Below are 26,275 nucleotides of genomic sequence, written 5' to 3'. Positions count from 1 at the left end.
CGCGCTAGCGCCACTTCACCGATCCCAGCAGATCGGACAGCCCCACCCACAGCAGCTGCATGCCGATGCAGAAGGTGACCAGGGCAAACAGGCGCATCACGATCTTGGTGCCGCCTGCGCCCAGCCACCGTTCGAGCGTGTCGGCAAAGCGCATGCAGATGTAGATACTGGCGCACAGCACCACCAGCGCGGCGGCGACGCCCAGGAAATGCATCGCCGACAAACCCTCTTGCGGCGAGCTGGTGCCCAGCGCGATCGCCACCGAGATCGAACCGGGACCGACCATCAGCGGCAGGGTCAGCGGATAGAAGGTCTTGGCGGCGAGCGAGCCGCCGGCCGCGCTGGAATTGACCTCCTGCGCCTTCTCGTTGGCGGAATCGTCATCGTCGGGCTTCTGCAGCAGGTTCCAACCCGCCACCGCGATGATCATGCCGCCGGCGACGCGCAACACCGGAATGGAAATGCCGAAGAAGGTCAGCACATACGCGCCCATCAGCAGCGACACCAGCAGGATGGCAAAGCTGTTGGTGGTGATGCGCCAGGCCAGTTCGGTGCGTTCGGCGGGCGTCGTGCGCGGCACCATGCTCAACACGATGAAGGCCGAGCCGATCGGGTTGATGATGGGGAACAGGCCCGTGATGAGCAGCAGGGCGGTCTGGGTGAAATCCTTCAGCATGCGCGCAGCTCCCCGTTGCAGGTTTGCGATGGGACCAGGGCATGCAGCATTCCCCTTCATCGCAACAGTGTCGGGCTGTCCGGCCCGCCGGGAAAACGTAGCACGTCGCCCTGGGCGATCGCGCCCTTCACGCCTGCGTGTTTGCCTCGTCCGGTGTCGCGAAGCGGTGAAGAATGCCGCCCAGGCTGCGCAGATCCTGGCTGTTGTGCCGCGCCACCCGGTGCAGCGGCTGCGCCGAGCCGCCGCGCAAGTAGCCCAGCCAGGCGGCGGGCGCTTCGGAGCCGGGCAGGTCGTCCTCGCGCACCACCTGCAGCAGCTGGCGCTCGGCGGTGGCCAGGCGGCAGTTATCCCAGGCGCCACGCCAGCGGCGTCGCACCGGATGCAGCAGGTCGATATGCGCCAGGCCTTCGAGCGGGCATGAACGTTGGTGCAGTCGAAAGCGTGTCTTGAGCAGGGGCGAGTCGTACGACTTGCCGTTGTAGCTGACCAGCACCGAATCCGGACGCAACCACGCTGCGAAACAATCGAGCATGGCCGCCTCGCCCGCCAGCGTGGTGATCAGCAACTGGCGTTCGCGGAAACGTCCTTCGTGCCAGTCGCCCACGCCGATCATGAAGGCGCGCGTACCGGTGCCGCCGGCCAGTCCGGTGGTCTCCGTGTCGAACAGCAGCAGTCGTTCTGGCGCGATCATTTCGTCGACGCGCGCGAACGCGGCGTGGAAGGCAGGCGGTTCGGGCGGCCACGCACTGCTCGTTTCGCCCAGCTGCAAGCCGGGTGCGATGGTCTGCCCGGGCAGCGACGTGGGCTCGACACTTGCCTTGCGTCGAGGCGTGGCTGGAACGCCTTGCGCACGCTGACGGATGCCGAGCAGCTGCGCGATGTTGTCCGGCAGCGCGGGACGCGGCTTCGCCGGTGCGGCCACCGGTGCGGGCGCGGCGGGCACGACGCCGGCCTGGCGACGCAGGCCGCGCAGCTTGTCGGCCAGTGCGCTCACAGCGCCACGATCAGGTCGAGCACGCGGGTGGCCAGCGATTTCAGCGAGCGTTCGTTCTGCTCGTCGGCGGCGAGCACGGGACCCACGCAGGCCGGGCAACCGCCGCGGCAGTCGCAGCGATGCACCAGCTCGCGGGCAAGGCGTACCAGGTCCTCGCGCCGCTCGAACAGCGGCGCGCTGAGTCCCACGCCGCCGGGAAACGCATCGTAGAGATACAAGGTGGGTACGAACGGCCCGCTCATCGGCGGTTCGCCTTCGCCAAAGCCCGAGCGCAGTTGCGCGCGGCCGTTGGCATCGGGCGTGGCGAACCACGCGCCATCGCCGCTGCCCACGGCCTTCTGCAGGTCGCGCGCTTCGGCCATCACGGCCACGGTGGCGACGATATGCAAGGCATGCGCCGCTGCCAGAAAACCATCCAGCGCTTCCTGGCGATGGTCGAATGCCTGCTCCAGCGCGCGTTGCGGCAATTGCCACCACACGGCGGTGGTGTGCAATTCGAGATCGGGCAGGTTCACCGGCCCGTAGCCGATGTTTTCGTGGGTGTAATAACGGATCTTCTTGTAACCGGCCACGCGCCGTGCCACATGCACTTCGCCGTGGTGTGCGCTGCCGTTGCCGGCCGGCGAACCGTCGAACGCCTCCAACACCTTGAGCTTGGTGTAGTCGATGGCGTCGGTGTAGTAGTCGACGTTGGTGCGCGTGACGAACGCCTTGCGGCCGTTCCAGTCCAGCTTTTCCACTTGATAGGGCACCGACTGGATCATGTGGATCGCCCCCTCGTACAAGGTGAGCGAGGCTGCGCTGAAATCCACTTCCGCCACGATGGTCTGGCGGCCGTCGGTGCGATCCACCACCACGAAGTTGCCGTCGGCCACGGAGCGTAGCGATACCGCATTGGCGGGGTAGCTATCGGCGATCCATTCAAATCGCTCGCCTTCCTGATGCAGTACGCCTTCTTCCGCAAGCACTTGCAGCCACGGCGTGGCGTCCTGCGGGCCGAACAGTTCGCCCTCCTTGAACGGAAGTTCGAAGGCCGCGCAACGGATATGGTCGAGCAGGATCAACGGCTGGTCGGCGGCGATGCGCGCGTGTTCCGGCGTGGCGTCCTGAAAGAACTCCGGATGGCGCACCAGGTATTGGTCGAGCGGATCGCTGCTGGCGACCAGCACGCCGAGCGAAGCCTGCTGGCGCCGACCCGCGCGGCCGAAGCGCTGCCAGGTAGCGGCAACACTGCCGGGATAGCCGTTGAGCACCACCACGTCGAGCGCGCCGATATCCACGCCCAGTTCCAGCGCCGAGGTGCTGACGATGCCGTCCACCTGTCCCGCGCGCATTTCGCGTTCCGCCGCGCGCCGTTCGGTGGGCAGATAGCCGCCACGATAGGCGCGGATGCGCGGCGCCTTGCGCGGATCGCTGTCGAACACGTCTTTCAGATACTTGGTGAGCACTTCCACCATCAGCCGCGATTGCGCGAACACCAGCGTCTTCAATCCGGCCCGGATCGCGGTGCGCGCTATGCGGTTGGATTGCGAGCGTGCCGAGGCACGCAAGCCCAGGTCCGCATTCACCACCGGCGGATTCCACAGCAGTACGTGCTTCTCACCCACTGGCGCGCCACTCACGGTGATCGCGGTGACGGGCTGTTCGATCAACGCGCTGGCGTGCTCGGCCGGATTGCCGATGGTCGCCGAGCACAGGATGAATTGCGGCGACACGCCGTAGAACGCGCAGACACGCTGCAGCCGCCGCAGCACATTGGCCACGTGCGAACCGAACACGCCACGATAGGTATGCACCTCGTCAATCACGATGTAGCGCAGGTTCTCGAAGAACTGCGCCCACTTGGTGTGATGCGGCAGGATCGCCTGGTGCAGCATGTCCGGATTGCTCACCACGATGTCGCCATGCAGGCGGATCGCCTGCCGTGCATCGCCCGGCGTGTCGCCGTCGAAGGTGAAGGCTTTGACGCCGAGGTCGCCGGCCTGGTTGAGTTCCAGCAGCTCGGCTACCTGGTCCTGCGCCAGCGCCTTGGTCGGAAACAGGAACAACGCCTTGGCGCGCTGGCGGATCGCTGCGCTGATCACCGGCAAGGTGTAGCACAGCGATTTGCCCGAGGCGGTGGGCGTGGCAATCACTACGTGCTCGCCCGCGGCGGTGGCGTTCCAGGCCTGGGCTTGATGCGCATAGAGCTGATGGATGCCGCGCGCCCGCAGCGCTTGGGCAAGTGCGGACGGCATATCGCCGGGCAGTGGGGCGAACTGACCCTCGCGCCCGGGCACGACGAACGAACCGGTGATGCGGTCGCCATAGCGTTTGGCGAGCCGCCGGGCGAGCTGGTCGCCGCCGGAGACCGGCGCGGCCAACGCACCGTCGCCGCGCACCGCGCGTTGGGCCATGGGGTTGGGCAAGGCGTTCATCGGTGCGCTCCATCCGGGAGCGGCATTGCACCCGCAGGCCGTCTCAATCCCTGAGACGGCCCGGTCTGGCGCGGCTTAGAACATCCAGGTCAGGCTCATGCGGGCCGCCTGATCGTTGGCATGGCTGGCGAACTGGCCGTTGTAGCTGGCATCCACCGTGACGTTGCGCGACAGGGCGAAACTCAGGCCGCCGTTGAAGGCCGCGGCGTTGCGCGCCACCGGCACGCCATCGACGGTGTAGGCGAGGTTGCCGTTGGCAAAGCGCATCGCGGCGCTGGTGGCCGTGTCGCCCCAGGCGTGCTGCCAGCCCAGGCTCAGGTGGGCGCGCAGGCCGCCGCTGGCGTCGAGCGCAAACACGCTACGCAGGCCGAGCGTGGCGTAGGTGGACGAGTCGGTCTGCGCATTCGCGTCCAGCGCCGCGGCGCCGTCACCTTCGCTGGCGGCATCGGTGTGCAGGCGTACATAGGCCACATTGAGGAAGGGCGAGAACGTAGCGGCTGGCGTGCCGAACGCGTAGCTCGCGTCGATATAGGCCTGCCCGGTGTTGCCGTCGTACTCGGTGTTGTAGCGTTCGTTGAAGGTGTCGAACGCCACCGAGCGATGGCTTTCCACCGACTGCCAGCTATACGCCACCGCGCCTTGCAACTGGAAGGCGTCGGCATGCAGGCCGCCGTACACACCCAGGTGCGTGCCGGTGGTGTGCGACGACGAACCCAAGGCATCGACATTCGCGCTGTTCTGGCCAAAGCCCGCCACCGCACCTATGCGCGCCTGCGAACCCAGCAACATGTCCGCGCCCACCAGCAGGCCGCTGCCGTTCGCCTGCAGGCGCGAGGCATTGCCGTCTCCATCGTGATTGCCCCAATGGCCCCAGCCGGCGGTCCAGGCGGATACGCCGTTGTTGTTGGTGGCACTGGTTCCGGTGGCGCTGTTGTTGAGGCCGAGCAGGTGATCGTTGATCGCATCGCGCACGTAACGGCTGTCGTCCATCAATGCGGTACGCGTGCTGGCGTAGATCTCGCCGGAGAGCTGGTCGTACGCGTGGCGCGCCGTCGCTGCGTCGGCCATCACCACGGCGTTGTACAGCGCGCTGTTCCAGCCCAGGGCTTCCACCGCGGTGGCCGTGGCACGTTCGTTCGGCGTCTGCGCCACGCCGGCGAAGCTCACGTCGTTGCGTTCCAGCGACAGCGTCACGCTGTTGGCGGCATAGGCCAGCGTGGGCGTGAGGAAGGCGAGATTGCTGCTGGCCGAAGCGAACTGGCCTGTGACGCCCTGCGTGGCGGTGAGGATGGTGTAGTCGGTGCGCGGCGCCCAGTTGCCCGCCGTACCCAGCACCACCGTGCTGCCGGCGATGCTGGCCTTGCCGTTGACGGTGAGCAGGTCGGCCTGGCCGGTGGGTGCCGCGTCGATCACCAGCGCACCATTGGCAGCCTGCGTGTAATTGCCGTTGATGGTGAGCGTGCCGATCGAGCCGCCCGGCTGCAGCATGCCGTTGCTGATGACATTGCCTACGATGGTGCCGTGGCCGCGAAGCGTGCCACCCGCGGCCACCTGCACATTGCCGCCCAACGTGGCGGAGGCATTGTTTACATCGCCCACTTCCAGCGTGCCGGCCTGCACCGTGGTGGTGCCGGCAAAACTGTTCTTGCCGTCCAGCACCAGCATGCCGGTGCCGCTCTTGGTCAGCGAACCCGTGCCGCTGAGCACGCCGCTGTAGATGCCGTCGCTGGTCTGGTCGAACACCAGCGCCGCGTTGTTGGTGATATTGCCCTGCAGGCTGGCGGTGCTACCCAGCAGGGTTCCTCCACTGATGGTGGTGCCGCCGCTGTAGCTGTTCGCACTCGTGAGCGTGAGCGTGAGCGTGCCGCTGCCGGTCTTGTTGATGCCGAAGCTGCCGCCGATGACGCCGGACTGCGTGGCCGCATCGCTGCCATCCACGTCGAACGTCGTTGCTCCTTGCAGGCTGATCGTATTGGCGAGGTTGACACCGTTGCGATAGGTCAGCGTCGGCGCCGCGGCGATCAAGGTGCCGGTGCCGATGGCATTGCTGTTGCCCAGCACCAGGGTGCCGCCGGTGACGGTGGTGTTGCCGCTATAGGTGCTGGCGCCGTTGAGTGTGGTGGTGCCGGCGCCGATCATCACGCTGGCAAAGTTCGCGATGGAGCCGGCGTAGCTGAAGCTGTTGCCGGCGCCGGGTGCGATGGTCAGCGTGCTGCTGCCGGTGCCGCCATTGAGGTTGCCGTTGATCGCCGCCGAACCTCCCAGGATCTGCAGGCTGCTGTTGCCGCTGCCCAGATCCACCGCGAGGTTGCTGCTGTCGGCCGTGATCGTGCCGTAGTTGATCACCGTGGCGTTGTTGCCGCCGGTGTACACCGCCGCGGCCGAGCCGCCGCCTTCGAGCGTGCCGCCGGCAAGGTTCGTGATGGTGACGGTGAACGCGTTGGCGGCGCCGGTGACGGCGATGGCCGAATCGCTCTGGCCGCGGATCAGTCCGCTATTGGTGACGGTGGTATTGCCGTAGATGCCCTGGACGGGAATCGGCGCGTCGGTGGTCGGGTCCTTGTCCAGGCCGGCCAGCGTGATGCCGCGGCCGGTGCCGGTGTTGACGGTGCCGTCGCCATTGGTCGCCGAGTTGTCACCTTCGATGGTGCCGGAGTTGACGATGGTGCCGCCGCCGACGGTCACGCCTTCGCTGGTGTCGTTGTACGCGTGCAGCGACTTGATCGTGCCGGTGTTGGTGATGTTCACCAGGCCATCCACGTCGACGCCGTCGCCATCGCCGTTCACGCCGTTGCCGGTGATGGTGCCGTGGTTGACCACGGTCACCACTTCGTTGGCGTTGAAGCCGTCGATATTGATGCCCGAGCCGTTGTCGCCCTGGATGGTGCCGCCAAGGTTGTTGGTCACCGACAAGGTATAAGCGCCGCTGGTGGTCACGTCCGTGTTGCCGCCGGTGATGCCGTGACGCGCACCCTCGATGGTGCCGGTACCGGCCACGCTGGCCGAACCGGTGGTGGCGTTGACGATGGTGATGCCGCTGTTGCTCTGCGCATCGATGCCATCGCTGCCGTCGGTGCTGCCCGCCGCGTTGGTCGACTTGATCAGGCCGTCGTTGTAGACGAAGCCGTTGACGCCGGGACGCACGGCGTCCGCTTCGTACGCGTCGATTTCGCCGCTGGCGTAGTTGTACAACTTGTTGCTGCCGGTGGTGATCGCATTGAAGTCGATCGCCTGGGCGCCACCGAGTGACGCATTGGACGAAACCAACTTGCCATAGTTGTAGAACACGACATTGCTGCTCGCCTTGTTCATCTGGATGACGTCGTTGTCCGCCGTCTGCATCAACGCGCCCACACCGTTGGTGACGGTGAGCGTGAGATTGCCGGTGTTGTCGCGGATGGCGCGGCCGGTGGTCGTATCGATCAGGCTGCCGTTGTTGGTGATCGTGCTGCTGCCGGTGACGGTGACCGCCACACCCGTGCTGCCGCCGATCGACAGCGTGCCGGTGGCGTCGATAGTGCCGGTCTGGCCCGCGGCGAGGGTCTGTGCGGTGTTGGAGGTTTGTCCGGCGGTGATCTCGAACGTGGCGGCGTGGGCGGTATCGACCAGCGCGAGCAGGATTCCGGCGACGAGCAGCTTCTTCTTCATGGGGCCCCCTGTGGCGTAAGCCCGCAAGTGTTGCGATGGCATTGCGTAGGACTCATGACAGCTTCGCTACGCAGCCCGGCCCGTTCCTTAGCGTTGTCTTAGGATGTCTTCGCGGCTCCTTGCCGTCGTTCGAAAAAGCCAGCCAGGACAGTCGTTTAAGTGTTTCCTAAGGCGCATGCCCGATAATCCCGGTGTACATCGCCCGCAGGGTGAGGGAGCGGCAAGTCGTGCACATTCTTCTGGTCGAAGACGACGCGCAGCTGGGATCGGCGATCCAGCGCGCGCTCGAACGCTTGAGCTACACGGTGTCGTGGCTGCGCGACGGCCGTTCGGCGCTCGTTGCCATGCGCGACCGCACCGCCGACCTGGTGCTGCTCGACCTGGGCCTGCCCGGGCGCGACGGTATCGACGTGCTGGTGGAGGCACGCCGGGCGCACGTGGACACGCCGGTGCTGGTGATGACGGCACGCGATGGGCTCACCGCGCGCGTCGATGGCCTCGACGCTGGCGCCGACGACTACCTCACCAAGCCCTTCCATGTGGAGGAACTGGCCGCGCGCATCCGCTCGCTCACCCGCCGCATGCGGGGGCTGTCGGTGAATCGCATCGAGGTGGGTGCATTGACGCTGGATGTGGGTACGTCCGAGGTGACCTTCCGTGGCGAAGCGGTGGACCTAACCCGCCGCGAGTTCGCCCTGCTGCAGGCACTGATGGAACACGCGGGTCGGCTGGTGCGCCGTGAAACCCTGGAGAACTCGCTGTACGGCCTGGACCATGTGGTAGGCAACAATGCGCTCGAAGTGCTGGTGCATGCGCTGCGTCGCAAGCTGAGCTTCGAGACCGTGCGCAATGTGCGCGGTTTCGGTTACATGATCCCGCAGGATCCCCAGTGAGCCGCAGTAGCCTGCGCTCGCGCTTACGCTGGCTGATCCTTGGCGTCATCGCGTTGGTGTTGTTGCCGTTGGGCGTGTACAGCTTCAGGCGCACCATCAACGAAGTGAACGAGCTGTCCGACGGACGCCTGGCGCAGTCGGCCCGCACGCTGCAGACACTGATCAACAACATCGGCCTGCCGGCGCTGCAACGTCATACCGCCGAAGCCGGCGTGGTGGTGCCGATTGCCGCCAAATCCTCGCAGGAGTTGCTGCTGCACGGCCACACCTATGAGTCGGAGGTGGGCTTCCAGGTGTTCGATCGCGAGGGGCGGCCGCTGCTGGTGACCGGCAATCTCACGGCGATGTCGCCACCCGATCCCACCCATGCCGGCTTCAAGAACCTCTATTTCGGCAAATACCGATGGCGCTTTTTCACGCTGCCGCCGACTGCCGATGGCGTGGTGGTACGCGCCGCCGAACGTTACGACAGCCGGCGCGACATCAGCACGGCGCTGTGGATCGAACATGGCCTGCCGCCGCTGATCGCGCTGCCGGTGCTGGCGCTGCTGCTGGGCTGGGCGGTGCGCCGCGGCCTGCGGCCACTGGAAGCGCTGGCGGAGAAGCTGGCCACGCGCGAGCCGGGAAGCCGCGACACGCTCGATGTGGCGGCGGCGCCGCACGAACTGGCGCCGGTGCTGGACGCACTGAACAGCCAGTTCACCCTGCTGGAGGAAGCGCTGGAGCGCGAACGCCGGTTCAGCGCCGACGTGGCGCACGAACTGCGCACGCCGCTGGCTTCCACCATGATCAACCTGGAAAACGCACAGGCCAGCCGCGATACGCGCGAGGCCGACGTGGCGCTTTCCGGTGCGCGCGAAAGCCTGGCCTCGCTGGCGCGCCGCGTCGAGCAGCTGCTGTCGCTGGCGCGCCTGGAAGCAAGCTCGCGCAGCGACAAACATGCGGACATCGACCTGCTTGCCGTCGCGCGCGGCGTCATCGAGGAGTTGTCGCCGCTGATCGGCGACTCGGATGTGGAACTGGAAGTGACGCTCGCCGACGGTACGCTGATGGTGCACGGTCACGAAGCGGCGCTTGCCGCCCTGCTGCGCAACCTGCTGGAGAACGCGTTGCGCCATGTGCCGGACGGTGGCCACGTGCGGCTGCTCATCCAGCGCGAGTCCAACCGCGCGGCCATCGAGGTGATCGACGACGGCGAAGGTATTCCGCCGGAGCGCCGCGCGGCCGTGTTCACGCGCTTCCATCGCGAAACCGGCAGCCGTGGCGAGGGCTACGGGCTGGGGCTTTCCATCGTGCAGCGGGCGGCGCAATTGCACGATGCCTCGATCGAGCTGCTCGACTCCCCGTACGGGCGCGGCCTGCGTGTTCTGGTGCGGATGCCGTTGAGCGACGGGCACGCCTGACGCTTTACAAAGTGAACGCTAAGCCATGGTCGGTAGGGTATGAGGTCCTTCCTCATGCATGGATCGTGCATGCGTTTCGCTGGACCACCCTCGCGGATGCGTATCGCCGCAGCACTTGTGCTGTCGGCATGCGTGACCGGCTGCGCGACCTATCGGGCCAAGCCCCTGCCGGAACAGGCGTCGTCGGCGGCGTCGCTGTCGCAACTGCAAGGCTATGACCCGGCCGCGCTGTCGCTGGACCTGGCGGCGATCGAACGGCTGGTGCTGCTGAACAACCCGGACCTCAAGACCCAGCACGCCCGGCACCAGGCCGCGCAGGCGCAACGCCGGCAGGATGGCGTGCTGCCCAATCCCAGCATGGGCGGCAGCGTGGGCTATCTCATCTCGGGGCCGGGCGACGCCACGGCGTGGACGGCATCGATCAGCCAGGACATCGCCTCGCTCATCACCCTGCGTCCGCGGCGCGAAGCGGCCAAGGCGAACGCCGACGGACTCGATGCCAGCCTGCTCTGGGAGCAATGGCAGACGCTGGGCAAGGCGCGGCTGCTGGTGATCGATCTGGTGGAAGGCGAGCGGCAGATCGCCTTGCAACGTCAGGCGATGGAGGCACAGGCGCGACGCGAGTCGCACATCGTCAATGCCGTGCAGGCGGGCAACATGGAACGCGTGGCCGTGGCGTCGGACCTCGCCGCCGCCGCCGATGCGCGCGCCGCTCTCAACGACTTGCAACGGCGGCAGCTCGATCAGCGGCAACAGCTCAACGCGCTGCTGGGCCTGAAGCCGGACGTCGCGGTGCCGCTGGCATCAAGCCTGCCGGCGGCCGACCTTGACGCTGCCGCCATTCGCGCGCAGTTCGACAGCGTCAGTCGCCGCCGCCCCGACCTGGTGGCGCTGCAGCTGGGCTATCGCGCGCAGGAGGCCCAGCTTCGCGCGGCGGTGCTGGCGCAGTTTCCGCCGCTCGCCCTGGGCTACGACGCGTCGCAGGACAACAGCCGCGTGCGCAATGGCGGTCCCGCGGTGAACTTCACTTTGCCGATCTTCGATCACAACCAGCACAACGTAGTCATCGCACGCGCCACACGCGAGCAGTTGCACCAGGAATACACAGTGCGCCTTGCCACCGCTCAGGACGAGGTCGATGCGCTGCTGGCGCAGTACGCCCAGCTCGATGCACAGCGGCAGGCGCTCGCCGCTGCCACGGACGATGCCGTGCGTGCCGCGTCGCAAGCGGATCAGGCCGCGCGGGCTGGCCTGATCGATCTGCGCAACGCCACCGATCTGCGCGTTGCCGCCATCAACCGGCAGCTGGCCGCGCTCGTCGTCGAGCAGGGCATGCTCGAACAACAGGCCGCGCTGGAACTACTGGTGGGCCGTGGCATGCCGACCTCTCTCGAACAGGATGTGATGGCGCCATGAGTGTCCGACATGCATTGATTCCAGTGGCACTGGCCGCCTTCGCGTTGGCGGCGTGCTCCGGCGGCGAAACAGCCGATGAGGCGGCGGTGAGTGCGGCCGTGACGACGGTGCCTCTGACGCAGGGCAGTCTCCCCGAAACGGTGACCGCGTACGGCAGCGCCGGTCCGGCCGCCGACGCGGCGCAAGTGATCAGCGTGCAGGCGCCCGGTCACATCACGCGCTGGAGCGTCACCGCCGGTACGCCGGTGAAGCGTGGTCAGAGCCTGCTCACCTTTGCACTGGCACCTTCGTCGGTGGCCGCGTACCGGCAAGCCGTGACGTCGCAGACACTTGCCCACACGCAACGCGATCACATCGCGCAATTGCTCTCGCAGCAACTCGCCACGCGCGATCAGCTCGATCAGGCAGAGAAGGCACTGCAGGATGCGCAGTCCAGTCTCGATGCCGTGGTCCAGCAACAGGGACGAAGTGCAACGACGGACGTCACCGCGCCGTTCGATGGCACCGTGGTCACCGTCGACGCGCAACAGGGGGACAACCTGCAACCGGGGGCGGCACTGCTCACGCTGCAACGTGCCGATGGCCTGGTGGTGACCGCGGGTGTGGAGCGCGATGCGATGACGCGCGTGCAAGTTGGGGCGAGCGCCGAGGTGGTTTCCATCGACGGCGGCACGTCCATGCACGGCACCGTGCGTCGTGTGGCGCATGCACTCGATCCGCATACGCATCAGCTCGCGGTGGAGATCGTGCCCGATGGTGCGCTGATCAACGGCGAGGGCCTTCGTGCCGATATCGTCGTGGGCCAATGGCAGGGCTGGTTGCTGCCGCGCGACGCCGTGCAGGGCGATGAGACGGATCGCCATGTCTTCCAGGTCGCCAACGGCAAGGCCGTGAGCGTGCCGGTAAAAGTGCTGGGTGAGTCCGATCGCGTGACGGTGGCCAGCGGCGCGCTCGATGCGCATCTTCCGCTGGTGACCGAGGGCGCCACGCAGCTCGACGATGGCATGGCCGTGCGTGTGTCGACCGGGCACGCCGAGCCATGAGCCTGCCGACGCTGCTGGCACGGCACGCACGTGCCATCGTCATCGTGGCTTTCGCGCTGGCGCTGGCGGGATTGGCGAGCGCATTCACCTTGCCGGTGGGCCTGTTTCCGCAGGTGTCGTTTCCCCGGGTAGTCATCGATCTGGATGCCGGCGACCGTCCGGCCGACCAGACGGCGCTGCTGCTGACGCGGCCGGTGGAAGAAGCCATCCGCACGGTGCCCGGCGTGGTCGGCCTGCGCTCGGAAACCACCCGTGGCTCCGCGCAGATCTCGGTCGACTTCGGCTGGGGCCGCGACATGATCGCGTCCACCCTGCAGGTGGATTCGGCCATCGCCCGCGTGTTGCCCAGCCTGCCGGCCGGTGCCAGCTACAACGTGCGCCGGATGGACCCGACCGTCTTCCCGATCATCTCGTACGCGCTGCAGTCCGACACGCTGTCGCCGGTGGCGCTGCGGGATCTGGCGCAGTATCAGATCGTGCCGCTGCTCGCCTCGGTGGAAGGACTGGCGCGAGTCGACGTGCAAGGCGGCGAGACTGCCGAAGTGCAGGTGGAAGCCGATCCACGCAAACTCGCCCAATACGGTTTGAGCCTGGACGATCTGGTCAACGCGGTGAATGACGCGAACCAGCTGGAGGCCGTGGGCCGCCTGCAGGATCGCAACCAGCTGTATCTGGTGGTTGCCAATCACTCGCTGCAACGTCTGGACGCCATCCGCAACATCGTGCTGAAGAGCGATCCGCACGGCTGGGTGCGCCTGGCCGATGTGGCCAGCGTGCGCGATGGCTATCTGCCGCAATGGATCAAGGTGAGCGAGGACGGCAAGCCGGCGGTGTTGTTCAACGTCTACGAGCAGCCGGACGGCAACGCCGTGCAGATTGCCAGCGACGTGCGTGCCCGGCTCGCATCCTATCGACTGCCCAAGGGCGTGAAGCTCATCTCGTGGTACGACCAGAGCGAACTGGTGATGGCCTCCGCGCATAGCGTGCGCGATGCCGTGCTGATCGGCCTGCTGCTCGCCGCCGCCGTGTTGCTGGTCTTCCTGCGCAACCTGCGGGTGATGTTGATTGCCATGCTGGTGGTGCCGGTCACGCTGGCCGTCACGGTGTTGCTGCTGCAGGTGTTCGGCATGAGCTTCAACATAATGACGCTCGGCGGCATTGCGGCGGCCGTGGGTCTGGTGATCGACGATGTGATCGTGATGGTGGAGCACGTGGCCCGGCGCGCCGGCACCCAGCCGGGCGGCGGCGAGGCAGCCGTGTTGCCGGCGGCACGCGAGTTCCTGGCGCCGCTCACCGGCTCCAGCCTGGCGACGCTGATCGTGTTCATTCCGCTTGGCCTGCTGAGCGGCGTCACCGGTGCGTTTTCCAAGGCGCTGTCGATCACCATGGCCAGTGCGCTGGCCGTCTCGTGGCTGGTCTGCGCGTTCGTGCTGCCGCCGCTGTTGCGGCGCTGGATCGACTTCAGCCGCTGGCAAGACCCCGGGCTCGATCACGACAGCTGGCTGTCCCGCACGCACGCACGGTTTTACGATGCTTTCGCGCGCCGGCCCGCGTGGTTGCTGGCGCTGGCGGTCCCGCTGCTGGCGCTGGGCGCGGTCGCCTATACGCACGTTGCCACCGGCTTCATGCCGGCCGTCGACGAAAGCGGCTTCGTGATGGACTACTTCACCCGGCCGGGCACCTCGCTGCCTGAAACGGCGCGCCAGGTGCAGCAGGTAGAAGCGATCCTTCGTTCGATGCCCGAGGTGGAGACGTTCTCGCGCCGTCTCGGCACGGGCCTGGGTGGCGACCTCGGGCAGTCCTATCACGGCGATTTCTTCGTTCGCCTCAAACAGGGTCATGCGCGCTCCACCGAGGAGGTGATGAGCGACGTGCGCGAGCATGTCGAGCACGAGGTGCCCGGCGTCGAGGTGGAACTGGCGCAGCTGATGGAGGATCTGATCGGCGATCTCACCGCGGTGCCGCAACCGATCGAGATCAAGTTGCATTCGGCCGATCCCGCCACCCTGGTCGCACAGGCGCAACGCGTGGCCAAGGCCATCGCCGATGTTCCGGGCGTGGTGGAAATCAAGGATGGCGTGCAGCTGGCCGGCGATGCGCTGAATGTGCAGATCGACCCCGACAAGGCCACGCTCGAAGGCATGACGGTGGCCACGGTGACGCAGGCGATCGGCCATGCGCTCACCGGCGTAGTCGCGACACAGTTGCCGCAGGCGAGCAAGAGCGTGGGCGTGCGCATCCGCATGCCCGACGCGATGCAATGGCGGCTGCCACAACTGCTGGCCTTGCCGGTGCGCGCGCCCGATGGCCACCTGTTTCCGCTGAGCCGGGTGGCGACGATCGTCAGCGAGAATGGCCAGCCGCAGATTTCGCGCGAAAACCTGCAACAGATGGTGGCCGTCACCGCCCGCATCGAGGGCCGCGGCATGGGTGCCGCCGTAGCTGACGTGAAGAAGCTGCTCGCGCAGCCGGGCATGCTCGACGCGGATACGCGCTACGAACTGGGTGGCCTTTACCAGCAACAGCAGATCGCCTTCCTCGGCCTGGGCAAGGTGTTCCTGCTGGCGCTGGTGGCGGAGTTCGTGCTGCTGTTGTTCCTGTACGGCCGTGCCGGACTCGCGCTCGTGGTGATGGGCTGCTCGCTGTTCTCGGCCACGGCGGTGTTCATTGCGTTGTGGCTGTGCGGCGTGGACCTGAACATCACGGCGATGATGGGCATGACGATGATCATCGGCATGGGCACCGAGATGGCGATCTTCTACGTGTCCGAGTACGTCGCGCTGTCAGGCCAACTGCCGCCTTTGCAGGCATTGCGCGCGGCGAGCCGCGACCGCCTGCGTCCCATCAGCATGACCACGCTTGCCGCCATGCTCACCTTGCTGCCGTTGGCGCTGGCCTGGGGGCAGGGCGCGGGCGTCCAGCAACCGCTGGCCATTGCGATCATCGCCGGACTCGCGCTGCAGTATCCGTTGGTGCTGCTGGTGATGCCGACGCTGATCGGCATGCTTCCCGGTCATGCGCGGCGGGGCGGCTAGCCGGAGCGAGCGCAGGACGCGCGTCGGCGTCCTGCACACATGAATGACTAATTCGGCAGGCCCATCGCGTGTTCGATCGGCGTGTCCTGGGCGAGGGGGGCGACCGGCGCCGGTGCCGGAACAGCGGCAACGAGATCGCTGTGTTCGCTGTAGACGACGCGATTGCGGCCCTCGCGCTTGGCCTGGTACAGCGCGTTATCGGCGTCGATCATCAACTGGCGCAGGTCGTAACCGCTGCGGTCGCTGGACGCCACGCCGAAGCTGGCGGTGATGATTACCTGCCGCGTTTCGCCCCATAGCGGCGTGGCGGCGATGGCCTGGCGGATGCGTTCGGCCCGTTCGCGGGCACTCGATGCGCTGCAGTCGGGCAGGTAGATCGCGAACTCTTCGCCGCCCAGGCGCCCGAACACATCGCGGCGGTGCAGGTGATGCTGGCAGGCGGCGACGGCGCGCTTGAGCACCATGTCGCCGATGATGTGGCCGTGCGTGTCGTTGACGTCCTTGAAGTGATCCAGGTCCACCAGCACCAGGCATGCCGCGCGCGTGGCCTTGGCGGCGGCGCGCAAGGCCAGCTCGGTTTCGTCGACGAAATGCTGGCGGCTGTGGATGCCGGTGAGGCTGTCGCGCGTGGCCAGTCGCTTGAAACGCAACTGCGAGCGCTTGATGCGCAGCAGCCAGAAAGCGATGGACGCCACCACGGTGATGAGCAGCGCGATGTATAGCCGGCTCGTCTCCATGTCCTTGTGGTCGAGCTTGCGTTGCAGCAGCAGGATCTCGTTCTGCTTGTTGAGCGAATCGACCTGCATCTTGTTGGCCAGCACCTGTTGCCTGACCGTCTGGAAGGCGACGGCCCGGGCGCTGACGTCGTTGAGGTAGCCCTTGTCCGCTTCCATGTACTTCTTGTGCAGATCCAGCGCGGCGGTGGTGTTGCCGAGCTTCTCCTCGATCTGGTACAGCACCAGGTACGCGCGTACCTGCGATTCGGAATACTCGTCGGTGATGGCCTCGGCGACCACGCGGCCCGCGTACTTGCGTGCCTGCTCGAGATCGCCCAGATCCCAATAGGCCCGTGCGAGCAGCGAGTCGACGCCGTTCATCAGCACACGGTAGTGATACGAGGCGAACTCGTCGTAATGCGCCTGAAGCAGGCTGACGGCGTCCTTGGGGCGCCCCTGTTCGATGGCGTACTTGGCCTGGTCGCTGCGCAGCGAATTGGCCCACAACGCCTGCTTCGCCTGCAGGCAGGTGTCGATGCCGCGATCGTATTCGGGGTCGGTGCCGCGCACCTTGCCGGCGAGAAACAGCACGCGCAGCTTGTATGCCATGCCCTGGCAGGCATGGTCGCGCAGCTGCGGATCGTCGAGGATGCGCTGGGCGTAGCCGGACGCCAACTCGTACTGCCCGGCCGTGGCCAGGAATACCGCGCCTTCGCCCAGTGCCTGGAAACGGGCTTCCGGGTTCTTCGCCGTCGGCAGCAGATCGAACAGCGTGCTCAGCTGCGTGAACGCTTCTTCGTAGTGCCGGCCGAGGCTGAGGATGTTGATCAAGGTGGCCAGTGAGCGAACCCGCAGCGTGGGATCGCCCGAGCGCGCGGCGATTTCGCTGAAGGCCGGCCTGGCCCGGTCGTAGCGCCCTTCGAAGGCCAACTGCCACGCATCGAGATAGCGCAGCCGCCACTGCTGATCGGAGGAAAACTCGTTCTTGCGACGGTCCAGCTCGCTGAGCAGGCGCAGGAATTCCGAGTGGTCGGACGTCTTGAGCTTGTCTGCCCGTTCCAGCATCTGCACCGGATCTTCTGCCGCTGCGGGTACGGCCGCGAAGGCCGTACCCACATGCCATCCCGTCAGCAGTGCTGCCAGGATGATCGCCCGCCTGAGGTGGCCGGCGCGGAACATGGTCATGCCAGCGTGTCGGTGCGTGCGACCACGACGGACTGGCTGGCGCTCTTGCTGGGCTTCTTCGGCTGCTTCTCGCCTTCCTCGCCTTCTTCTTCCTGCTCCTCTTCCTCTTCCTCGCCTTCGCGTTTCGGCGCGGACTGGAAGCAGTGCAAGGGCACGACCTTCAGCAGCGCCTGCAGCTCTTCCACGTTGCGAGCAAGGATGGCCTCACCGGCGGCAGCTTCCACCTGGGCGTCGGCCAGGGCCAGGGCAACCGTTTCCCTGGCGGCCTGAAACAAACGCGCGTCGCTGCCAAGCTTTTCCAGAAACTCGATGACGTCGGACATGTGGTATTCCCCCTAACAGTGATAGTACGGCGACAACTTGTGGGTGTCTTGCGTGTGAATAGCGAAGCCGCGCCTTTCCGCGGACGGAAGCAGCGCAAAAGCGTCTCGCAGGCGATCTGCTTTGGTTCCCCGATATCCCCATGCGGCCGGCCGGTGCAGGTTCGCCCCCTGGCTTGCCGCAATGTCGGATCATAGCCCCGTTTTTTTCCGAAAATGTGCATGCGCGAAACGATCCCGGGGCGATGCCGGTTTCGCTGATCCCTAGGTTGCGTCGGCGATATGACAAGCGTATCCGCCAGGCTGAGATCGCCCTGGCGCTTGGATCGATTCGACCCCCGTTCGAACGGGACCGTGCCGCAGCGTGGGGCCGCTTCCAAGGCGTAAGGGCTGGCGCCGAGGTGTTACTCCGCGTAGACGGGCGGGGTTACGAAAGGAATCACTTCCGCCAGGAATGCGGCGGTGTGTTCGCCGTGCAGCCGGTGTCCGCTGCCGAAGCGGCGGGTGACGGCATGGGGAATCTGCGCCGCCAACAACGGCAGCCGGCTGCTGACGAACCCGTCGTCGTGGCTGGCCAGCAGCAGGCACGGCGCACGCAGGGTGGACAGGCGCGACCACCAGGCCGGCATCGGGGCGCGCAGTTCCGGCAATACGGTGCGGGCTGCCCGCAGGTCGAACTGCCGCAACAGCATCAGCCGCAACAGGCGGCCCAGGCCCAGCAGGCGCAACGAACGCTGCCAGGCGGGACCGGCCTGCGCCGCCGCCAGGGCCGTGGCGTCCGCGACATCGCGCGGCGGCACGGGCGCGGCCTCGATGACCAGCCGGCGGATGCGTTCGGGCTGGTGGGTGGCGAGCTTCAGCGCCAGATGCCCGCCCAGCGAATGGCCGATCAGGTTGATGGCGCCCAGGCCAAGCGCATCGAGCAGGTCGCTCAGGTCGTCCTCGAAGTCGGCCAGCGAATAGGTAGGCGTCCAATCACTGCGGCCGTGCCCGCGCAGGTCCGGTGCGATGACCCGGAAGCCCTGCTGCGCAAGCGCTTCGGCGGTGTGGCTCCAGCTTCCGGACTGGCTGGCAAAGGCATGCAGCAGCACCACGGGCTCGCCGTTCGGGTCGCCATAGGCGCGATAGGCAACGCGATGGCCACGCAGGCGAAGGAAGCGGTACATCGACGGGCTGCTATCCAAGGCCGGGCTCCAGGGCGTGACCACGGCACTCTCGCATGCGCGTCTCCGCACACGGAAGAGGGAGCGACTGCCACTGGTTCGCTTCAGCCAGGGATGGCTATGATCCCGACGTCGACGCAGCACGGTCGGAGCAAGGCCGGCGGTGCTCATGGAAGACTCACGGATAAGGAGTGGCGAGCGATGAAGCAGCAAGCGGTTACCGTGGCGGCCTGCCTGTTGGCGGCCATGCTTGCAGCACCGGCCTGGGCCCAGCAGGGCGCCGTGGCGAATCAGGATGCGTCCTACCGCGAACCGTTGCATGCCGTGGCCATGAGCCAGGCCGCGACTCCGCAAGAATCCGCGCCCCATGCGTCGTTGCCGGTCTTTGCAGCGGAGCCGTCCACCGGCCAACGCATGGCGCAGAACGCGCTGGTCTTCGCGGCCCGCTCGGCGGTGGCCGTGGCGGCGGAAAAGAAAGGCACGTTCGCGGCGGTGCCGTCGCCGTCCTATCAGCCCTATCGTCCCGCCACTTCGGTGCCCGAACCGGCGACGGCAGAACGCCTCTGCCCGCCGCTGGGCACGCCCAATCTTCCCGCTGCCTGCATCGATCGCGACGCCGTCGTCACGATGAATCGCAACGGCATCGTTTCGTCGACGAGCACGCCGGACTAGTTCAAAAGGAGTCGCGTGCCGGAGCATCGACATGCGACTTGAGCAGGGAACGCGCGCAAGATTTCCATCGAACGCATGGGCACCTGGCGCGGCGCCGTGGCGGACGACGCCAGGTCGCCCGCCAGCCGGACGGCAGGAAGCGCTAAAATAGGCGAAATGTCCCGCCCGAGACTTCACCCATGAGCTATCCCGCCGTCCGCATGCGCCGCATGCGCCGCGATGCCTTCTCGCGTGCGCTGATGCGCGAGCACACCCTGCTGCCCACCGACCTGATCATGGTCGCCTTCCTCATCGAAGGTGAAGGGCAGCGCGAAGCGGTGCCGTCCATGCCGGGCGTGGAACGTTTGTCCATCGACGAACTGCTCAAGCTCGCGGGTGAATGCGTGCGTCTTGGCATTCCCGCGCTGGCCTTGTTCCCCTCGCCGGGTGAAGCGGTGAAGACGGAAGACGCCCGCGAAGCATGGAATCCCCAGAGCCTCATGCAGCGCGCCACGCGTGCGCTCAAGTCGAAGTATCCGGAGCTGGGTTTGATCGGCGACGTGGCACTCGATCCGTACACCACGCACGGCCAGGACGGTTTGATCGACGAGCACGGCTACGTGATGAACGAGCCGACCATCGAGGCGCTGATCAAGATGTCGCTGGCGCAGGCTGAGGCCGGCATGGATTTCGTGGCGCCCTCGGACATGATGGACGGCCGTATCGGCGCGATCCGCGATGCACTGGAAGAGGCCGGGCATATCCACACGCGCATCCTGGCGTACTCGGCCAAATACGCCTCGGCGTTCTACGGACCGTTCCGCGACGCGGTGGGCTCGGCGGCGAATCTGGGCAAGGGCAACAAGCACACGTACCAGATGGACGTGGGCAACAGCGACGAAGCGCTGCGCGAGATCGAGCTGGACATCCATGAAGGCGCGGATGCGGTGATGGTGAAACCGGGCATGCCTTACCTGGACGTGCTGCGCCGGGTGAAGGATGCGTTTGGCATGCCGACGTTCGTGTACCAGGTGAGCGGCGAATACGCGATGCTGAAGGCGGCCGCGCAGAATGGCTGGCTGGACGAGAAGGCCGTGGTGCTGGAATCGCTGACGGCGTTCAAGCGGGCGGGTGCGGATGCGATCCTGACCTATTTCGCGGTGGATGCGGCCAGATGGTTGAAGGGGGAGTGAGGCCCTGGCTTCTTTAGCTCGCCAATCGCTGAGAGCTTAGAGCCGGACTTCGCATCAGCCTTGGCGTTGTGCAGGCGCCCGCGCCTGCCTGTGGGAGCGCACCCTGTGCGCGACCGTCACGCCGGGATGTAACGCTCCGTCGGCTTGTCGCGCACAGGGTGCGCTCCCACAGTAGTTCGCCAATTCCGATACACCCCACTTCTCCCTCTCCCCGCCGGGGTGAGGGTGGGTGCTCGCGGGAACATGTCTACTTGGTCGCGAGTGGCATCACACCGTTCGATACGTTCCCATATCCGCCATCACCCCCAACTCCCGCATAAAAGCCCCCGGATCAAACCCCTCCTGCGCATAGCGTGCCTGCATCACCGCCTTCGCCGCGGCCATATGCGCTTCGCTGCTCCACTCCACCACCGTCATCAGGTTGAATTCGCCGGCCAGGTCCGGTTGTGTCAGCACCAGGTTCTGGCGGCAGCCGGGCAGTTGGTCCAGTAGATGTTGGGTCAGGCGCAGGCGTTCCATGAAGGTGGACAGCGCATGGGCGGCAACGTTGAAGCGGTCGATCCGGTACACGGGTGAGTGCTTGAGTGGCTTGTTCATGGGTAGCTCTTGCAGGGAAGTGCGTGCCACTCTAGGACCTCAACCAAACTTGAGGTCAAGAGGTGGCGCATGAGCAAGCTCCCCGGTCACGGTCTGCCGATGACACTAGCCGTGGGCGAGGTCGCCCGTCGTAGCGGCGTGGCCGTCTCCACGTTGCACTTCTACGAGAGCAAGGGACTGATTCGCAGCGAGCGCACGGTGGGCAATCAGCGGCGGTACGCGCGTGCCGTGTTGCGGCGCGTGGCGTTCATTCGCGTCGCCCAGCGCGTGGGCATTTCGTTGGCGGATATCGCAGCGGCGCTCGAGGTATTGCCGCCCAGGGAAGCGCCCAGCCGGCAGGACTGGACGCGCCTGTCCGCCGCCTGGCGCGCGGAACTGGATGAACGCATGGCGCAGCTGAAGAAGCTGCGCGATACGTTGGACGACTGCATCGGTTGCGGCTGCCTGTCGATCGACCGCTGCCGCCTGCGCAATCCGCAGGACCGATCGGCCCGCGAAGGCGCCGGCCCGCGACGCCTGCTGGTGAAGACGCAGCGTCAGGCGTAAGGCGCCTGCCCATTGCCGAACGACCAGTTCTCCTTGCCGGTTTCCAGCAGGTTGATCAACACGTCCTGCGGGCGCAGGCCCGGCTCCTTGCTCAGGAGTTCGGCGGTGCGCTGATAGAACGCCTTCTTCTGCTCGACGGTGCGCGTGTTGTTGCAGGCGATCTGGATCATCACCAGGTCGTCGGTGCGTGCGATGTCGAGATAATTCGGGTCGTAATCGAATTCTTCCGCGTCGTGCTGGTGCACCACGATGAAGCGGTCGTTCTGCGGCACGTTGAACGATTCGATCATCGCGCGATAGATGCTGTTGCGGATGGCGGCAATGTGCTGGGCGGACTTGCCGCGACGGAGCGAAACACGGACGAGAGGCATGGGATTCTCCTGCGCAGATCAGGGTTGGGAAACATGGCCGACCTGATAGCGCTGGCCGGCGGGATGGGCGGGAAGCGTGTCGTCCCACAAGCGGAAGCTCACACGTGTCCAGGTGGTGGGCTCGAAGGCGCTGACGGCGGCCACGGCGCCGCGTTCGATGTCGCGTTGCAATAGCGTGCGTTGTTCGTCGCGCAGCACATCGAGCGCGGTATACGGCGCGATCCCCTGGATCTCACGCGTGGCGAAGCGTGCGTGGCGCGCCTCGGGCGTGAGGTAGGCATCCCACACCGGCCAGACGCGAATGGACGGCCATCCGAACGCCTTCACCAGGTTGGCGAAGCCCGTGCTGCCCAGGAAGCGCTGCATGGCGGCGCTGTCGCGCCAGACGTAGAACGGCGCGTAGAGATTCTCTTCCGACGCCTCCCCGCGCTCCGCGTGCAGGTAGGTTTTCAGCAGCAGTCCGTCGAAGTGGTCGAGCAGATGGCCCTTGTCCGCGATGCGCTGGCGCACGATCGCCATGTCGTAGTCGGCGGGCAGGGTGAAGCTGTATTGCATGGCGATCACGAGCGCGCCTCCTCGTCTTTCAATTCGCGCAGACGCGTTACCGCCGACGCGGCGGCGGGCCAACCGGCATAGAAGGCCAGATGGGTCGTGAGCGCGGCGAGTTCGTCGTGGCTCAGGCCGTTGTCGCGGGCGCGCCGCAAGTGGAACGGCAGCTGCTCGGCGCGGCCCAGCGCGATCAGGCTGGCCACGGTGGCCAGGCTGCGGTCGCGGGGCGACAGCACGGGGTCCTGCCAGACCTGATCGAACAGCACGCGATCGGTCAGTTCGGCGAGCGTCGGCGCGATGTCGCCGAAACTCCTCTGGCCCTGTTCGGAACGATGGCTCATCGATAGCTCCCGCGAGTGCTTGACGTGAGAAAGCGTAGGGCGGAGAGTATCGTCCTGAAAATCAGAAAATATAGAACGAATAGTCCATCAAAACGGGATGATTCCATGAGGCGAGTGAATTTCGACCTCGACGTGCTGCGCACCTTCGTCACCGGCATGGAGCTGGGCAGCTTCGCCCGCGCCGCGGACCGGCTGGGGCGCTCGACCTCGGCAGTCAGCGCGCAGCTGAAGAAGCTGGAAGAGCAGGCCGGCACGCCGGTGCTGCGCAAATCCGGCCGCGGCATGGTGCTGACCGAAGCGGGCGAGACCATGCTCGCCTACGCACGCCGTCTGCTGGAACTCAACGACGAGGCCGCCAGCGCACTGCACGGGGCGGAACTCGAAGGCTGGGTGCGGCTGGGCCTGCAGGAAGATTTTGGCGAGAGCCTGCTCACCGACGTCCTGGGCCGCTTCGCCCGCGCCCATCCGCGCGTGAAGGTGGAAGTGCGCATCGCGCGCAACACCGAGCTGCTGGAACGGATGACCTCCGGGCGGCTCGATCTGGCGTTGGCCTGGGATGCCGGTGCGGTCACGCCGCATACGCAGCGCGTGGGCACGGTGCCGTTGCGCTGGATCGCCGGCGCCGAGGCCATGGCCGCATGGCCTCGCGACGATGGCGAACCGTTGCCGCTGGTCATGCTCGAAGCGCCGTGCATCATGCGTACCGCCGCCACCACCGCGCTCGACCGCGCGAATATCCCGTGGCGCATCGCGTTCACCAGCGCCAGTCTGGCGGGGACGTGGGCGGCGGTAGCGGCAGGTCTTGGCGTATCGCTGCGCACGCCTTGCGGGCTGCCGGCCAGCGTGCGTGCCCTGTTGCCGCACGAGACGGTGTTGCCGTCGCTGGGCGAACTGGGCCTGTGCCTGCATCGCGCCGACGCCGAATCGTCACCGGCAGTGGAGCGTCTTGCCAGCATCATCACCCAGCAATGGCAGGGCATTCCGCTCGCCGCTTGATCGGTTCGTGCGGCGGAGTCGGTTCCGCTCGGCATCAGCGTGGAATAATGCGAATCCCCCGAATGGAGTGTGCGCGTGGATAGCCACCATTTCCTGCAGACGGCGCTGGTTTTCCTGTTGGCGACCGTCATCGCAGTGCCGCTGACCAAGCGCTTCCGGCTGGGTTCCGTGCTGGGCTATCTGCTGGCGGGCATCGTCATCGGTCCGCAGGAACTGCGCCTGATCGCCGATCCCTCGGGCGTGTCGACCATCTCCGAATTCGGCGTGGTGCTGATGCTGTTCGTGATCGGCCTGGAACTCTCGCCGCAACGCCTGTGGGTGATGCGCCGCCAGGTGTTCGGCACCGGCTTGCTGCAGGTGATGGCCACCAGCCTGGTGATCGGTGCGGCGGCCTACTATCTGTTCGGACTCACGGTGAACGCGGCCACCATCGTGGGCGGCAGCCTGGCGTTGTCCTCCACCGCGTTCGGCTTGCAGATCCTGGCCGAGCGCAAGGAAGCGGGCAGCTTGTACGGACGCCAGGCGTTCGCCGTGCTGCTGTTCCAGGACCTGGCCGCCATCCCGCTGATCGCCGCGGTGCCGTTGCTGGCCAGCGCATCGAGCAAGCACGGTTTCGACGCTTTTGCGGTGCTGCGCACGGTGGCCGCCATCGTCGCGGTGATGGTGGGCGGCCGCTATCTGTTGCGTCCGATCTTCCGCTTCGTGGCCAAGGCCGACAGTGTGGAAGTGTCCACCGCCACGGCACTGCTGGTGGTGATGGGCACGGCCTGGTTGATGGAGGTGGTAGGTGTGTCCGCCACGCTGGGCGCCTTTCTTGCCGGCGTGCTGCTGGCCGATTCCGAATACCGGCACGAGCTGGAATCGCATCTCGAACCGTTCAAGGGCCTGCTGCTCGGTTTGTTCTTCATCAGCGTCGGCATGACCATGGATCTGTCGCTGCTGATCCAGCAGCCGATGCGCGTGGCGATGCTGGTGTTGTTCCTGCTGCTGATCAAGGGCGCCTTGTTGTGGCCGCTGGGGCGCATCGTGGGCGGCCTGAATAGCCGCGATTCGCTGCGTCTGGCGGTGTTGCTGGCGTGCGGCGGCGAATTTGCCTTCGTGGTGCTCAAGCTGGCCGGCGAACAGAACCTGATCACCACCGAGCAGCACAGCCTGCAGGTGCTGGCGATCACGCTGTCGATGGCGCTGACGCCGTTGATGGTGGCGCTGCTGGGCCGCGTGCTGCACCAATCGCAGACCAAGAAAGAGCGCGAGTTCGACACCATCGTGGCGGACAAGCCGCGCGTGATCATCGCCGGCTACGGACGCATGGGCCAGATCGTGGCGCGCATGCTGCGCGCCCAGGGCATTCCGTTCGTGGCGCTAGATCATTCGGTGGAACAGATCGACCTGGTGCAGCGCTTCGGCAACTGGACCGACATCTTCTACGGCGATCCGGCACGCCCCGAGCTGCTGCGTGCGGCGCAGGCGGACCAGGCCAGCGTGTTCGTGCTGGCCGTGGACGATCCCGAGGCGAGCCTGCGCACCGCGCGCGTGGTGCGCCGCATGTATCCGTCGCTGAAGATCATCGCGCGTGCGCGCAACCGCCAGCACGCGTGGCGCCTGATGGACCTGGGCGTGGAATTGCCGGTGCGCGAAACGCTTTATTCCAGCCTGAAGATGACCCGTCAGACACTGGAAGCGCTCGGCATGTCGCCCGAGACGGCGGCCGATCACGTCGAACGTTTTCGCCGGCAGGATCAGGAACTGCTCAAGCGCCAGTACCTGGTGTACGACGACGATGCGCGCATCGTGCAGACCACGCGCGAGGCACTTATCGACCTGGAGCAATTGTTCCAGGCGGACTCATCGCCCGAGGTCAAGCGCGCGTTGGAGAAGCCGAGCGACGCCTCGGCAGATGACGAAGATGTGACACGTTGACGTTGGTCTCACGGGATTTCCTGCGTACCGTCGTTGAATAGGACGGCATGCGATCTTGCGTCCAATCCGCAACTCATTTCGCCGCGCATCGGGAAAGATAGGCGCGCCTGAAGGCCGTGCCGTCGCGGGGCGGGTCGCCTGAGGGATCGGGCCTGCCCGACGTCTATCTGAATCCCCATGGGCCAGCGCGCGCCACTTCATC

21 protein-coding genes are annotated in these 26,275 nt (G+C 66.4%); 10 read left to right on the top strand and 11 right to left on the bottom strand.

Annotation, left to right across the window (positions count from 1 at the left end; translation table 11 throughout):
* Positions 1-4: 4 nt before the first annotated feature.
* From ISP20_RS18335 to ISP20_RS18320, 4 genes are all read right to left on the bottom strand, one after another.
* Complete coding sequence (locus ISP20_RS18335; RefSeq protein ID WP_204637581.1) at positions 5-676, bottom strand: MarC family protein; 672 nt, start codon at positions 674-676, stop codon at positions 5-7.
* Between the two features lie 127 nt (positions 677-803).
* A complete protein-coding gene (locus tag ISP20_RS18330; RefSeq protein WP_204637580.1) occupies positions 804-1,670 on the bottom strand; it encodes a ribonuclease H-like domain-containing protein in 867 nt (288 codons plus the stop codon).
* Entirely contained in the window at positions 1,667-4,087 is a 2,421-nt protein-coding gene (locus ISP20_RS18325) for a DEAD/DEAH box helicase (RefSeq protein ID WP_204637579.1), read from the bottom strand. The genes ISP20_RS18330 and ISP20_RS18325 overlap by 4 nt, the downstream gene beginning before the upstream one ends.
* 75 nt (positions 4,088-4,162) lie before the next feature.
* Positions 4,163-7,735, bottom strand: coding sequence for an autotransporter domain-containing protein (locus ISP20_RS18320; protein WP_204637578.1), 3,573 nt, complete (start codon positions 7,733-7,735; stop codon positions 4,163-4,165).
* 227 nt (positions 7,736-7,962) lie between these two features.
* On the opposite strand from ISP20_RS18320, the gene ISP20_RS18315 reads away from it, so the two are divergent.
* The 5 genes from ISP20_RS18315 to ISP20_RS18295 all read left to right on the top strand — a co-directional run bounded on the left by ISP20_RS18315 (position 7,963) and on the right by ISP20_RS18295 (position 15,525).
* Entirely contained in the window at positions 7,963-8,628 is a 666-nt protein-coding gene (locus ISP20_RS18315) for a response regulator (RefSeq protein ID WP_204637577.1), read from the top strand.
* Positions 8,625-10,031: an ATP-binding protein gene (locus ISP20_RS18310; RefSeq protein WP_204637576.1), complete on the top strand. Its 1,407-nt coding sequence runs from the start codon at positions 8,625-8,627 to the stop codon at positions 10,029-10,031. Before ISP20_RS18315 ends, ISP20_RS18310 begins: the two co-directional genes overlap by 4 nt.
* 96 nt (positions 10,032-10,127) lie before the next feature.
* Positions 10,128-11,447 (top strand): TolC family protein, encoded by a 1,320-nt coding sequence (locus ISP20_RS18305; RefSeq protein ID WP_204637575.1) that lies wholly within the window; start codon positions 10,128-10,130, stop codon positions 11,445-11,447.
* Positions 11,444-12,490: an efflux RND transporter periplasmic adaptor subunit gene (locus ISP20_RS18300; protein WP_204637574.1), complete on the top strand. Its 1,047-nt coding sequence runs from the start codon at positions 11,444-11,446 to the stop codon at positions 12,488-12,490. Before ISP20_RS18305 ends, ISP20_RS18300 begins: the two co-directional genes overlap by 4 nt.
* Positions 12,487-15,525: an efflux RND transporter permease subunit gene (locus ISP20_RS18295; RefSeq protein WP_204637573.1), complete on the top strand. Its 3,039-nt coding sequence runs from the start codon at positions 12,487-12,489 to the stop codon at positions 15,523-15,525. The genes ISP20_RS18300 and ISP20_RS18295 overlap by 4 nt, the downstream gene beginning before the upstream one ends.
* 47 nt (positions 15,526-15,572) lie before the next feature.
* Here ISP20_RS18295 and ISP20_RS18290 read toward each other — a convergent pair whose 3' ends face one another.
* The 3 genes from ISP20_RS18290 to ISP20_RS18280 all read right to left on the bottom strand — a co-directional run bounded on the left by ISP20_RS18290 (position 15,573) and on the right by ISP20_RS18280 (position 18,930).
* The gene (locus ISP20_RS18290) at positions 15,573-17,426 is read right to left on the bottom strand and encodes a tetratricopeptide repeat-containing diguanylate cyclase (RefSeq protein WP_204637572.1); all 1,854 of its coding nucleotides are present in this window, start codon (positions 17,424-17,426) and stop codon (positions 15,573-15,575) included.
* Complete coding sequence (locus ISP20_RS18285; protein WP_204637571.1) at positions 17,423-17,749, bottom strand: hypothetical protein; 327 nt, start codon at positions 17,747-17,749, stop codon at positions 17,423-17,425. The genes ISP20_RS18290 and ISP20_RS18285 overlap by 4 nt, the downstream gene beginning before the upstream one ends.
* 401 nt (positions 17,750-18,150) lie before the next feature.
* Entirely contained in the window at positions 18,151-18,930 is a 780-nt protein-coding gene (locus tag ISP20_RS18280; RefSeq protein ID WP_204637570.1) for an alpha/beta fold hydrolase, read from the bottom strand.
* Between the two features lie 180 nt (positions 18,931-19,110).
* On the opposite strand from ISP20_RS18280, the gene ISP20_RS18275 reads away from it, so the two are divergent.
* Together ISP20_RS18275 and hemB are read left to right on the top strand one after the other, a co-directional pair.
* Positions 19,111-19,581, top strand: a complete 471-nt coding sequence (locus ISP20_RS18275) for a hypothetical protein (RefSeq protein WP_204637569.1) — start codon at positions 19,111-19,113, stop codon at positions 19,579-19,581.
* A gap of 179 nt (positions 19,582-19,760) precedes the next feature.
* Positions 19,761-20,753 (top strand): porphobilinogen synthase, encoded by a 993-nt coding sequence (gene hemB, locus ISP20_RS18270; protein WP_204637568.1) that lies wholly within the window; start codon positions 19,761-19,763, stop codon positions 20,751-20,753.
* A gap of 267 nt (positions 20,754-21,020) precedes the next feature.
* Here hemB and ISP20_RS18265 read toward each other — a convergent pair whose 3' ends face one another.
* The gene (locus ISP20_RS18265; RefSeq protein ID WP_204637567.1) at positions 21,021-21,350 is read right to left on the bottom strand and encodes a hypothetical protein; all 330 of its coding nucleotides are present in this window, start codon (positions 21,348-21,350) and stop codon (positions 21,021-21,023) included.
* Positions 21,351-21,419: 69 nt separating this feature from the next.
* Here ISP20_RS18265 and soxR point away from each other — a divergent pair, with 69 nt between their 5' ends.
* The gene (gene soxR, locus ISP20_RS18260; protein ID WP_239536120.1) at positions 21,420-21,896 is read left to right on the top strand and encodes a redox-sensitive transcriptional activator SoxR; all 477 of its coding nucleotides are present in this window, start codon (positions 21,420-21,422) and stop codon (positions 21,894-21,896) included.
* On the opposite strand, the gene ISP20_RS18255 is transcribed toward soxR, so the two are convergent.
* From ISP20_RS18255 to ISP20_RS18245, 3 genes are read right to left on the bottom strand one after another with little or no spacing between them, the layout of a single operon-like run.
* A complete protein-coding gene (locus ISP20_RS18255; RefSeq protein WP_204637566.1) occupies positions 21,887-22,267 on the bottom strand; it encodes a tautomerase family protein in 381 nt (126 codons plus the stop codon). The genes soxR and ISP20_RS18255 overlap by 10 nt on opposite strands.
* A gap of 18 nt (positions 22,268-22,285) precedes the next feature.
* Positions 22,286-22,822, bottom strand: coding sequence for a DUF4865 family protein (locus ISP20_RS18250; RefSeq protein WP_239536139.1), 537 nt, complete (start codon positions 22,820-22,822; stop codon positions 22,286-22,288).
* A gap of 5 nt (positions 22,823-22,827) precedes the next feature.
* Complete coding sequence (locus ISP20_RS18245; RefSeq protein WP_204637564.1) at positions 22,828-23,157, bottom strand: carboxymuconolactone decarboxylase family protein; 330 nt, start codon at positions 23,155-23,157, stop codon at positions 22,828-22,830.
* A gap of 105 nt (positions 23,158-23,262) precedes the next feature.
* On the opposite strand from ISP20_RS18245, the gene ISP20_RS18240 reads away from it, so the two are divergent.
* Positions 23,263-24,153: a LysR substrate-binding domain-containing protein gene (locus ISP20_RS18240; protein WP_204637563.1), complete on the top strand. Its 891-nt coding sequence runs from the start codon at positions 23,263-23,265 to the stop codon at positions 24,151-24,153.
* 75 nt (positions 24,154-24,228) lie between these two features.
* Complete coding sequence (locus ISP20_RS18235) at positions 24,229-26,073, top strand: monovalent cation:proton antiporter-2 (CPA2) family protein (protein ID WP_204637562.1); 1,845 nt, start codon at positions 24,229-24,231, stop codon at positions 26,071-26,073.
* Positions 26,074-26,275: the final 202 nt, after the last annotated feature.

The organism is Dyella kyungheensis, from assembly GCF_016905005.1.
GTDB lineage: Bacteria > Pseudomonadota > Gammaproteobacteria > Xanthomonadales > Rhodanobacteraceae > Dyella > Dyella kyungheensis.
The sequence above is the reverse complement of the archived record's forward strand: the minus strand, read 5'-3'. Positions and strand labels throughout refer to the sequence as shown.